This is a genomic window from Acidimicrobiales bacterium, from assembly GCA_025455885.1.
Lineage (GTDB): Bacteria > Actinomycetota > Acidimicrobiia > Acidimicrobiales > Acidimicrobilacustridaceae > Rhabdothermincola_A.
On the sequence record JALOLR010000012.1, the window covers coordinates 71,340 to 82,927 of the forward strand.

General features: G+C 70.1%; 9 protein-coding genes. All 9 read left to right on the plus strand.

Annotated features, from left to right (window positions below):
• Positions 1–1,035 (plus strand): phosphate ABC transporter permease subunit PstC, encoded by a 1,035-nt coding sequence (gene pstC / locus MUE36_11680; protein ID MCU0311585.1) that lies wholly within the window; start codon positions 1–3, stop codon positions 1,033–1,035.
• Positions 1,032–2,318 (plus strand): phosphate ABC transporter permease PstA, encoded by a 1,287-nt coding sequence (gene pstA, locus MUE36_11685; GenBank protein MCU0311586.1) that lies wholly within the window; start codon positions 1,032–1,034, stop codon positions 2,316–2,318. The genes pstC and pstA overlap by 4 nt, the downstream gene beginning before the upstream one ends.
• Positions 2,315–3,967 carry a substrate-binding domain-containing protein gene (locus MUE36_11690; GenBank protein ID MCU0311587.1) on the plus strand — a complete coding sequence of 551 codons (1,653 nt, stop codon included), beginning with the start codon at positions 2,315–2,317 and terminating at the stop codon, positions 3,965–3,967. The genes pstA and MUE36_11690 overlap by 4 nt, the downstream gene beginning before the upstream one ends.
• Positions 3,964–6,633, plus strand: coding sequence for a hypothetical protein (locus MUE36_11695; GenBank protein MCU0311588.1), 2,670 nt, complete (start codon positions 3,964–3,966; stop codon positions 6,631–6,633). The genes MUE36_11690 and MUE36_11695 overlap by 4 nt, the downstream gene beginning before the upstream one ends.
• The gene (locus MUE36_11700) at positions 6,633–7,355 is read left to right on the plus strand and encodes a hypothetical protein (GenBank protein MCU0311589.1); all 723 of its coding nucleotides are present in this window, start codon (positions 6,633–6,635) and stop codon (positions 7,353–7,355) included. Before MUE36_11695 ends, MUE36_11700 begins: the two co-directional genes overlap by 1 nt.
• Positions 7,352–8,338, plus strand: a complete 987-nt coding sequence (locus MUE36_11705) for a hypothetical protein (protein ID MCU0311590.1) — start codon at positions 7,352–7,354, stop codon at positions 8,336–8,338. The genes MUE36_11700 and MUE36_11705 overlap by 4 nt, the downstream gene beginning before the upstream one ends.
• Positions 8,338–9,456 (plus strand): class E sortase, encoded by a 1,119-nt coding sequence (locus MUE36_11710; GenBank protein MCU0311591.1) that lies wholly within the window; start codon positions 8,338–8,340, stop codon positions 9,454–9,456. Before MUE36_11705 ends, MUE36_11710 begins: the two co-directional genes overlap by 1 nt.
• 794 nt (positions 9,457–10,250) lie before the next feature.
• A complete protein-coding gene (locus tag MUE36_11715) occupies positions 10,251–11,039 on the plus strand; it encodes a phosphate ABC transporter ATP-binding protein (GenBank protein ID MCU0311592.1) in 789 nt (262 codons plus the stop codon).
• A 273-nt stretch (positions 11,040–11,312) separates the two neighbouring features.
• On the plus strand, positions 11,313–11,588 hold a 276-nt coding region (locus MUE36_11720; GenBank protein MCU0311593.1), incomplete at its 3' end, for a hypothetical protein.

Below are 11,588 nucleotides of genomic sequence, written 5' to 3' on the forward strand. Positions count from 1 at the left end.
ATGGCGGTGGTCGACGTCGCGACCTTCACCCGGGAAGGCCCGGATCCGGTACCTCGCGAACCCGAGCCGCGTAGCCTGAAGACCAAGAAGGACAACGGTGACCGGGTCTTCCACGCCATCGCCTTCGCCGCCGGGCTCGTGGTGCTGGCCATCATGGGCTCGGTCGGGCTCTTCCTGGCCTTCGAGGCGGCCGACGCCCTCGGCGCGGTGGGCTGGAGCTTCGTCACCACCTCGGAGTGGGAGGTCGATCGCGGGCGCTTCGGGATCTCGGCGGTCATGCTCGGCACCGGTCTCATCGCCGCCGTGGCCGTGGTCGTGGCCATGCCGATCGCCATGGGCACGGCCCTGTTCATCACCGACATCGCCCCACCCCGCCTGCGGAGCACCCTGGTGTCGCTCGTCGACCTCATGGCCGCCGTGCCGAGTGTGGTCTACGGCCTGTGGGGGTTGTTCTTCTTCCAGGACGCCGTGCTCGGGCTGTCGCGGTGGCTGGCCACGTGGTTCGGGTGGATCCCGATCTTCGCGGTCGACGGCGTCGACCCGAGCGCCCCGCTCAACAACGCCACCGTCTACACCGCTTCGGTGTTCATCGCCGGGATCGTGGTGGCGCTCATGGTGATGCCCATCCAGTGCTCGGTGATGCGGGAGGTGTTCTCCCAGGTACCGGTCGGTGAGCGGGAAGGGGCCTTCGCACTCGGGGCCACCCGCTGGGGGATGATCCGCATCGTGTCGCTGCCCTTCGCCCGGGGCGGGATCATCGGCGGCACCATGCTCGGCCTGGGCCGGGCCCTCGGCGAGACCATCGCCGTGGTCCTCATCATCTCGCCGAAGTTCGACATCAACTTCCACATCCTCGAGTCCGGGGCCAACTCGGTGGCCAGCCTCATCGCGCTGCGCTACGCCGAGGCCTCGGACCGTGCCCTGTCGGCGCTGTTCGCCGCCGGCCTGGCGCTGTTCATCATCACCCTGGCGGTCAACTTCACCGCCTCGTGGTTCGTGTCCAAGTCCCGGTCCGGCGCGGCGAGCGAAGCATGAACCCGCCCCCTGACCTGCTCGAGCGGGACCGCGCCGACGTCGAGTCCGACGTCGGCGCCGCGGACGGCACGGGCGCCTCCCCGCCGGCCACTTCCCTCCCCGACGTGGTGGCCACGTCCGTGCCCCCCCACGGGCTGCGCACCCTGAGCGGCGTCTCCCGTGACGACCTGTTGACGATGGGCGGGGCGCTGCTGAGCTCGGTGTCGCTCACCCTCCTGCTGTTCGGCATCGTCACGCCGCTGCGCGGCCAGCCCGGCATGATCGTCGTCGGGTGGGCCCTGTTCCTCGCCGTGTACGGGCTGCTGGTCTCGATGACCGACACCCGCCCGGTGGTCGTCGACAAGGTCATGTCGGTGGTCCTCGGTTCGGCGGGGGTGCTGGCCTTCGGTGCCCTGATGTCGGTCATCATCTTCACCCTCTGGCGCGGGCGTGAGGCCCTGGTCACCTGGAACCTCTACACCCAGGACATGAGCGAGGCCGGTCCGCTCGACCCGATCACGGTCGGGGGCATCGGCCACGCCATCGTCGGCACCCTCATCATCATCGGGATCGCCATCGCCGTCACGGTGCCGCTGGGCCTCACCTGCGCGGTGTTCCTCAACGAGACCGACAACCCCGCCACCGGGTTCGTGCGCACCGTGGTCGACGCCATGACCGCCCTGCCGTCGATCCTCGCCGGCCTCTTCATCTTCGCCACGTGGATCCTGATCCTCGGCTTCCCCCGCTCCGGTCTGGCGGCAGCCATCGCCGTGAGCATCATGATGCTGCCGATCATCATCCGCTCGGCCGACGTCGTCCTGCGCCTGGTCCCGGGTAACCTGCGCGAGGCGTCGTCCGCCCTCGGTGCTCCACAGTGGCGCACCGTGTGGCACGTGGTCCTGCCCACCGCCCGTTCGGGTCTGGCCACCGCCGTCATCCTCGGCATCGCCCGGGGGATCGGCGAGACGGCGCCGGTGCTGCTCACCTCCGGGTTCGCGGCGTCGCTGAACCTCGACCCCACCCAGAACCCGATGGTGTCGCTGCCGCTGGCCACCTTCGAGTTCGTCCGCTCCCCCCAACCCGCACTCATCGCCCGGGGCTTCGCCACCGCCGCCGTGCTCATGGTCCTCGTCCTCGTGCTGTTCGCCATCGCCCGCATCCTGGGCGGTCGTCCGGCCGGGCACGTGAGCAACCGGGGCCGCAAGCGCCTGGCCGCCCGTTCGGCTCGCGACCTGCGCCGCTTCGAGGCCCGCGACCTGGTCGACCCCGCCGGTGAGCCCCGTGCCCAGGAGGCACTCAAATGATCCCCCGCCGTGTCCGTCTCGTCGCCGCCGTGCTCGGCGCCACCCTCGTGGTCGGCGCCCCGCTGCTCGGCTCCCCACTCCCCGCCGACGCCCAGGCCAGCTACGCCCGCATCTCGGGGGAGGGCTCGTCGTGGTCGGCGGGGGCCATCGACGCCATGCGCGTCAACGTCAAGCAGTTCGGTATCACCGTCGACTACAACCCGAGCGGCTCGACCGCCGGGCGGCGCAACTGGCTCAACGGCACCGTCGACTTCGCGGCCTCCGACATCCCCTTCCAGTTCCGGCCCGAGGACGGCTCCCAACCCGAGAACCCGGCCCCGGGCAGCTACGCCTACATCCCGGTGACCGCCGGTGGCACGGCGTTCATCTACAACCTGCGGATCAACGGCCAGCGGGTCACCAACCTGCGGTTGTCGGGCGAGAACGTCACCCGGATCTTCACCAAGTCGATCACCCAGTGGAACGACCCGGCCATCCAAGCCGACAACCCCGGCCTCGCCATGCCCGACCGGCCCATCGTCCCGGTGGTCCGCTCGGAGGGCTCCGGTTCGACGGCCCAGTTCACCAACTGGATGATCAAGCAGCACGGCGGGCTGTGGAACGACTACTGCAACCGCTCCGGTCGTGCGCCGGCATGCGGGCAGACGTCGTTCTACCCGACCGTCGACGGCATGATCGCCCAGTCGGGCGACGTGGGCGTCACCGGGTACGTGACGCAGGGCTTCGCCGAGGGGGCCATCGGCTACGTCAACTACTCCTACGCGCTGGGCTCGGCGTTCCCGGTGGCCAAGGTGCTCAACGCCGCCGGCTTCTACACCGAGCCGACGCCGGAGAACGTGGCGGTGTCGTTGCTGCGGGCCCAGATCAACAACGACGCCGGCTCGCCCGACTACCTCACCCAGATCCTCGACGGGGTCTACACCGACCCCGACCCGCGCAACTACCAGCTCTCGTCGTACTCCTACTTCATCCTGCCCATCCAGGAGCGCGGCCAGTTCAATGCCGCCAAGGGCCGCACGCTGGGCGCGTTCACCTACTACGCCATGTGCCAGGCCCAGCAGCAGTCGGCGTCGCTCGGCTACTCGCCGCTGCCCATCAACCTGGTGACGTCGTCGTTCGACCAGATCCGCAAGATCCCGGGCGTCGAGGTGCAGAACATCAACGTCCAGCAGTGCAACAACCCGACGTTCTCCCCTGACGGCACGAACCTGTTGGCGGCCAACGCCCCGTTCCCCCCGGATTGCGACCGCATCGGGCCCACCCAGTGCACGTTCGGTACGGGTGGGACGGCCGGGGTGGACACCCCGGTTAGCGGTGGCGGCGGAGGTGGCGGCGGTGAGGAGCTCGCTGGCGGGGTTGCCGGCGCCGCCGGTGGGGCCGGCGGGACCACCGACGAGCTGGCCCTCACCGACGACGTGCTCATCGATCCCGAGACCGGCCAGCCGATCACCGGCGCCAGCCGCCGGTCCGGGGCGAGCTCGTCCGAGCTCGCCGGAGCGACGACCACGGTCGTGGCCGGCTCGAGCGGGTGGTCGTCCACCCAGACCCTGATGCTGATCGTGGGACTGCTCGTCCTCGCGGCCGTGTTCGTGCCCGCCCTCATGTGGCGCAACATGTCGTCGTCGCCCACCGACGAGGCTCCGTCGTGACCCGGCTGACCTCTCCCCGCTGGCGTGCCGTGCGCAACGGCCTGATCGGGCTCTTCGGCATCGCCCTGCTGTCGACGATGGCCTCGCCGGCGTCGAACGCGGCTGCGCCACCGGTTCCCGGCAGCGCGGGCGTCGACACGTCGCTCCCGGATACCGATTCAGCGGTCACCGTGCGCGGTCGAGGTGCGTTCTCCGACCTCGAGATCCGGGTGAACCAGACTCGGGATCTCGTCAACCAGGCGGTCTCGCTCACCTGGACGGGCGCCACGCCCACCATCTCGACGAACGTGCGCTTCTCCCAGCACTACCTGCAGATCTTCCAGTGCTGGGGCGAGGCGGACGGGAGTGTTCCGGGCAACCCCGGCCCTCCCCCGGAGCAGTGCGTGCAAGGGGCGGCCGACGGCGTGCCTGATTCGGTCAACACCGGACTGTTTCCCGCCGGCGGCCAGACCCTCACCCGGATCATCTCGCGTGTGGGGTGGGCGAACTACGACCAGGCCATCGCCGCAGGCGGAGTGCTCGACCCGACCACTGGGCTCGTCTGGCGCCCGTTCAGGTCCGTTGATGGTCAGGTGATCACCAACCACGTGAACCCCGCCTACGACCCCTTCGTCCAAGGGAGCAACTACTGGGTCAATCCCTACTTCAACATCGTGACGACCAACGAGGTCACCGGTTCGAGGACGCCGGCGAGCGGTGAAGGGGGCGCCTTGTTCAGGGTGGACACGGGAGTGGAGTCGTCGGGACTCGGCTGTGGCCAACGCCTGCTCCCAGCCGGTGGGGGATCGCCCTTCACGCCGAAGTGCTGGCTCGTGATCGTGCCCCGCGGTAGTGCGGTCGAGGAGAACGCGGGGACACCATTCGTCGACACGGCCTCGACGACCGGAGTCTTCAACTCGCCGCTGTCCCCGGTCTCCTGGGCCAACCGGATCGCAGTGCCGCTGGAGTTCAACCCTGTCGACAGCCAGTGCTCTATCAACGACGAGGACCGCCGGATCGTGGGGACCGAGCTCTTGGTTCCCGCGGTGTCGAGCTGGCAACTGGCGCTCTGCGCGACCGAGGGGCTCCCTCCCTTCACCTACGGGACGGTCACCGATTCCGCAGCGCGTCAGCAGATCTCCCAACCCGCCGCCGGAGCTGCCGGGATGGCGGTGACGCAGCGGCCTCTCGACCCGCAGCTGGAGGACCCTCGGAGCCCCACGGTGTACGCGCCGCTCACGGTCTCGGGGGCGGTCATCGGGTTCACCGTGGAACGGAGCCCGCTCCCTTCAGCCCCGGCGGAAGCCCAGGAGCTCTCTGGCATCCGGGTCGCCGAGCTGAACCTCACCCCGCGCCTGGTTGCCAAGCTCCTCACTCAGTCGTACCGTTCCCAAGTCGACATCCGAGGTGAGGCGGCGCCGTACGAATGGCGGGTGACGAACGCCGACGACCTCGGAACCGACCCCGACTTTCTCCAGTTCAATCCTGAATTCCAGCAGCTGCAGTCGACGGGGGGCCGCAACTTCGGCGGTCTGGCCCTACCGGTACGCAACTCCGATCTTGCTCGTGAGGTCTGGCAGTGGGTGCTGGCCGATCCCGAGGCGAAGGCATGGCTCGACGGTCGAGCGGACCCATGGGGCATGGTCGTCAACCCGGTGTATGCCACCACAGCGACGGCGAACGTCAACGGGTTCCCGTTTGCCGACCCAGTCCCGGATTCCTTCCCGAAGGCCGATCCGTTCTGCTTCGAGTCGCCGCCTCGTGGAGAGATCCAGCCGACACCGTTGTGTGGGACGGATTGGATGCCCTACCTGCAGGGCCTTCGCGAGGGTGCCGGGGCGACGAGGACGACCACGGACGGGGCCCGGGTGGTGGAGAACCCGTTCGCCCAGTCGGCCGATCAGGTGTGGCGACGCGCCGCCCCGCAGCCGCTCGGCCGTCGGCAGTTCCTCTCGCTCACCGACTCCGCTTCCGCGGCCCAGTTCGGGATCCAGGTGGCACGGCTCAGTCGCGCCGGCGACAACCGCCCCGATCGCCGGTTCATCGCCCCTGACAACGGAGGGCTCACGGCTGGAATCGCCGGCTTCGTCGCGACCACCGAGCCGGCCGTGCTCGAGCCGGACCCGACGGGCGACGCTCCTGCCGGGTATCCGCTCACGGCGCTCACCTATGCCGCAGTGCGGCCTCTTGCCCTTGATGCCCCGGCCCGAGCCGAGTACGCCGCCTTCATCGAGTACGCGGCTGGATCGGGCCAGGTGCAAGGGACCAAGGGCGGTGAGCTGCCGCCGGGATACGCGGCGATGCCGATCGAGCTGCGAGAGCAGGCGCGGGCTGCCGCAGCGACGATTCGGGATCTTCAGCCCGCCGCACCTCCGTCCGAAGAGGCAGTCCCCCCGCCCGCCTCGGCGACGCCTTCTGCGTTTCCGATCGCGCCGGCGTCGCCGGCGCGATCGGGTGCCTCGACCTCGCCGTCGACTGCTCCGCCAGTCCCGGCCGCCCCGGCCGCCGCCGTCGAGGCAGTCCTGGACGAGCCGGCATCTTCGGGCCTGCTGACGCCGATACTGGCGCTCGCCCGCAACCGCTTCGTCCTGCCTGTGATGGCGGCGACCGCCCTGGTCGCGGCGCTCGGAGCACTCGAAGTGGCCAAGCGTCCGCGACGGGCCGGGAGATCGGCGGGGGGTGCGTGATGCGATCGAGTCGTGTCAGCCGTGGGCTGAGCGTCGCAGGGGTGCTCGCCGTCGGGCTGATCGTGCTGGGGGTGCGTCCGACCGCTGCCGAGGTGTCGAGCTCTGGCACGCTCGAGATCCGGTCGGCGGAGGGAGGAACGATCGCCGAGGGTGGCAGCCGGACGCCGTTCAGCCTCCTGATCCCACCGGGCGCCGAGTGCCAGGGCGACAGCGCCGATGACGGGTACGTGGTCCACAGCTTCATGATCCCGAGCAACGAGGATCCCGCGTCGTTGACCTTCTCGCCCCAACCGGAGGGGGAGGGCCGGTATCCGCTCTATCTGGCGACGACCGGGCGCTACAGCAACCAACTCACCCAGGACGCGCCCGAGCTCGGCGACCCCGGGGTGCTGGATCAACCAGAGCCGTTCAGCTTCGAGGCCTTCGAGGGCGCGGAGATCCCGTCCGGCGAGTACCGGATCGGGATCGCCTGCTCGTTCGAGGGAAAGACGACTCGGTACTGGGACACCGTGATGGTCGTCACGCGCGCTGCGGACACTCAGCCCGTCGAGTACTCGTTCACCGTGCCCGGAGCCAACTCCGACGTCGACCGAGAGGCATCGGCCGGCTGGGCGTTGGCTCTCGGCGTCGTCGTGCTTCTCGTCCTCGCCGTCGGCGTTCTCGTCGTGGTTCGCCGCAGATCTTCACATCCGAAATCGGAACTCTCCAAGGAGTCGTCATGATCATCCGTACCCCTCATCGCCGCCGGGCGGCTTCCCGGCTCTCGGCCGCGGGTGCCGTCATGTCCGGCTTCATGCTGGTCGTGAGTGTCTGGTCGGTCGGCGACGGTGGCTCGAACCCTGTCGCTGCGGCGCCGGTGGGTGGCTCCGCGACCATCGAACCGGCGAGCGGCGTGACCTCGACGGAGTACCGGGTGGTGCCCGCGGCAGGAGCCGCCTGCAGTGGGGACAGCGCTTCTGCGGACTACAGGGTGCAGAGCTACATCGTTCCGGTGTCCGTCGATCCGGCGACGATCGCCTTCGGGGCGAACGGGCGACCCCAGCCGCCGGGAACCGGCGCCGACCTCCGCGAGTCGCTCTGGACCGCCACCGGCAGCCGGTTCGTGAACGGTTTGACCGACCTCGCCGTTCCACCGTCGGTCGAGGGACAGATCTCGGGCCTGCCGGCATTGAGTTGGGCCGGACTCGTGCCCAACACCGCCACGATCATCCCTCCCGGTGACTACAACCTCGGCTACGCGTGCACGAGGGTCGTGGACGGCGCCGTCGAGCTGGACCGCTACTGGAACGCCGTCGCCACCTTCGTCGTCGATCCTGCCGACCCGGCGGGCGTGGCGTGGACGGCTGCCGATCCCGACCCGACGACCACGACCACGGTGCCCGACGGCTCTACGACTACGACCCCGGGGGACACGACGACCACGACCCCGGGGGACACGACGACCACGACCCCGGGTGAGACGACGACCACGATTGCCGGTGAGACCACCACCACCTTCGGGTCCGGTGGTGGGGGGTCGGGGAACAGCCCCACGACCTTCGGCTCGGGGACACCGTCGGGGGCGTCGTTGGCCAGCACCGCCGGGCAACTCCCGTTCACCGGCAACTCACCGTGGAACCTGGTGGTGTGGGGTGCGCTCATGCTCGTCTTCGGGCGGATGGCCATCCTGCTCGGTCGTAAGCCCCGGGTGAAGACCTCCGGCTGATGACCGACACCCTCGACGAACGACCGCCTCCCCCGGGGCTCTTCGGCCTCGGCATCGTCGAGGAGCAGGAGGGCCTTGTCGACGGCGAGTTCGTGGAGGTGCGCGAGCCGCGCCGGCGCTGGTGGCGACGGGAGAAGCCCGACCCCTCGGTGCCCGTCCCGCCGCTGTCGCCGCGGGCCAAGCTGTTCCAGGGCGTCCTGGCGCTCATCGCCATCCTGGCCGGCACGTTCGTGCTCGACATGTTGGTCATCAGCTCGCTCCAGCAGCGCTCTGCGCAGCAGGAGCTCTTCGACTCCTTCCGTGAACAGCTGGCCAAGGGCACGGCGCCCATCGGCCCCAACCAGCCCGTCACCGAGAACACCGAGTCGTCGACACCCACCCTGCCCACCCCGACGGCCACCTCGGCCACCGGCGGCGCGGCCTCGCCCAGCACCACGGTCCCGGAGGAGCCCCAGGAGGTGCTGCTCGCCCCGGGCAGCCCCGTCGCCTACATCGAGATCCCGGCCATCGGGGTCAGCCAGGTCGTCGTCGAGGGCACGACGAGCGGCCAGCTCTTCGCCGGGCCCGGCCACCGCCGCGACTCGCCCCTGCCCGGCCAGGAGGGCACCACCATCATCATGGGCCGCAAGGCCTCCTACGGCGGCCCCTTCTCCCAGATCGCCGAGCTCGAGGAGGGCGACGTGATCCGGGCCACCACCGGCCAGGGAGTCTGGGACTACGAGGTGATCGGCGTGCGCCGCGAGGGCGACCCGGTGCCCGAGCCCGGCGAGGCCGGCAGCGGGCGCATGCTGCTCATGACGGCCGACGGACCGGCGTTCTTCCCCGACGGGGTGCTCCGCGTCGACGCCGAGCTCACCGGTGACGCCGTCGGCGCACCCGAGCGACCCTTCACCGCCGACACCCTGCCCGCCGCCGAGAAGCCGATGGCGTCGGACACGAGCACCCTCTACGCCCTGGTGCTGTGGCTCCAGGCCCTCGTGCTGGTGATGGTGGGGGCCGTGTGGACGTGGCAGAAGCTCGGGCGGGCCAAGGCGTGGATCATCTTCCTGCCCCCCATGGCGTTGGTCAGCCTGTTCGTCGCCGGCCAGGCGGCCCGGCTCCTCCCCAACCTGCTCTGAACCGAGGAGATCCTCCCGTGCCCGACTCCCACGCCCCCCCCGACAACCTGCGCCTCGTCCCCGGCGAGCGGCCCCGCGCCACCTTCGCCGGCGGCTCGGTGGTCCAGCTCCTCGCCGGGTCGCCCGGTGACCCCGACGCGTCGGTCCTCGAGCTTGTGCCCGCCACCGTGGTGGTGACCGACCAGCGGGTGGTGGCCGTCGAGGCCGACCTCGAGTGGTCGTGGCAGCTCGAGGACCTCGAGGCCGTCCACCACGGGTCGGGCAACTGGACCCTCCTCGCCGTCCCCGGTGTCGACGACCACGGGGTGTCGGTGCCCGGCGACGACGTGGACGCCTTCCGCTCGGCCCTGGCCGCGGCGTCCTCCGACGCCGGCTCCGACGTGGCGCCCTCGGGTCCGTCGCCGTCGCCGGTGATCGACCTCACCGAGGGCCCGATCGACGAACCGCCTCCCTCGAAGGCTGAACCTGAGGTCGAGGTCGAGACCGGGTCGGGGAATGGTCACGGTCCGGTGGCCGGCCTCGCCGCGGTGGCCGCCGCCGGTGCCGGTGCCCACTTCGTCACCCGCGACGACCTCGACGGCAACCCCGAACCCGAACCCGGCGGCAACGGGGCGACAGGCATCGCCGACCTCCCGGCGCCCCCCGACGAGGCGACCCTCGACACCACGCTCGTCCCCGCCGTGGTCGGTGCGCCCGAAGCCCCCGGCGACGATGCCTCGCGCCCTGCCCACCGGGGGTTGCGGGCCCGCCTCCGACGCCAGAAGACCAACGCCGACGGCTCGCTGCGCCACGCCGTGGAGGCCCTCCCCCTCACCGGCCTCGAGGCCAAGGACATCTCGGCGTGGTTCGGCACCCACCACGTGCTCGACCGCATCAGCCTCGACATGCCCCCGGGTCTGGTGACCGCGCTCATCGGGCCGTCGGGGTGCGGCAAGTCCACGTTCCTGCGGATCCTCAACCGGATGCACGAGATGATCCCGTCGGCGTCGCTGTCGGGCGAGGTCCTCCTCGACGGCGCCGACGTCTACGACGTGAACCGCAAGCTCACCGACGCCCGCCGCCAGATCGGCATGGTGTTCCAGAAGCCCAACCCGTTCCCGGCGATGTCGATCTACGACAACGTCGTGGCCAGCTTCCAGCTCACCGGGTTGAAGGTCGGCCAGGACGAGAAGGACGAGGCCGTCGAGACGTGCCTCGCCAAGGCCGGCCTCTGGACCGAGGTGCGCGACCGGCTCCGCCAACCCGGCGGCGGGCTGTCCGGTGGTCAACAGCAGCGGCTGTGCATCGCCCGGGCCCTGGCCATCAAGCCCCGGGTGCTGCTGATGGACGAGCCGTGCTCGGCGCTCGACCCGACCTCCACGAGGCGCATCGAGCAGACCATCCAGGAGCTGGCCTCGGAGGTCACGATCGTGATCGTGACCCACAACATGCAACAGGCGGCCCGCGTCTCGCACCAGTGCGCGTTCTTCCTGGCCGAGCAGGGCACCCCGGGCGTGATCGTCGAGCACGGGCCCACCGAGGTCATGTTCGACTCGCCCCAGGACCCCCGCACCTTCGACTACGTCAACGGCCGTTTCGGGTAGGCATCGTCACCCTTTCCCGGGGGACGACGAGTCGACCGGCAGGTGAACAGTTCGCGTGAACCGGAATCGTTCATCTCTGCGTCATGGCGCGGAAGGATTGACTTGGCAGTCTCACGACCTTCGCATCTTGGTGGGGGAGCCCGGCATCGCCCGCTGATCGACTGAGGGAAGAGGGACAGAGATATGGCCCGTCACAGCGTCGTGCGGCGAAGCGTCGTACTGGTACTCGGCGCATCGGTCGTCGCTCTCGCTGTGGTCTCGGGAGCCCCTCCCGTGGCCGCAGATCCTCAGCAGCAGTCGGGCCTCGTCGGTGTGGGTTCGGACACGACCCAGGGCCTCATGAACGCCTATGCCGGGTTCAGCAACGGCATCAACTACACGCCGCTCCAGAGCAGCGTGGCGTCCGGCCAGCGTCAGATCGTCTCCTTCGACGCGACGAACCCGAGCGCGACCGGTGACCGTTGCATCACCACCAAGGTCAAGTCGGCGACGATCTACCGTCCCAACGGGTCGGGTTCCGGTCGCAACGCGCTGAGCCGGTCGATCCTC

Bases quoted from the DNA above. Each gene is read 5' to 3' on its own strand.
- MUE36_11690 (MCU0311587.1), top strand. From the start codon at position 2,315: ATGATCCCCCGCCGTGTCCGTCTCGTCGCCGCCGTGCTCGGCGCCACC.
- MUE36_11710 (MCU0311591.1), top strand. From the start codon at position 8,338: ATGACCGACACCCTCGACGAACGACCGCCTCCCCCGGGGCTCTTCGGC.
- pstA (MCU0311586.1), top strand. From the start codon at position 1,032: ATGAACCCGCCCCCTGACCTGCTCGAGCGGGACCGCGCCGACGTCGAG.
- MUE36_11705 (MCU0311590.1), top strand. From the start codon at position 7,352: ATGATCATCCGTACCCCTCATCGCCGCCGGGCGGCTTCCCGGCTCTCG.
- pstC (MCU0311585.1), top strand. From the start codon at position 1: ATGGCGGTGGTCGACGTCGCGACCTTCACCCGGGAAGGCCCGGATCCG.
- MUE36_11700 (MCU0311589.1), top strand. From the start codon at position 6,633: ATGCGATCGAGTCGTGTCAGCCGTGGGCTGAGCGTCGCAGGGGTGCTC.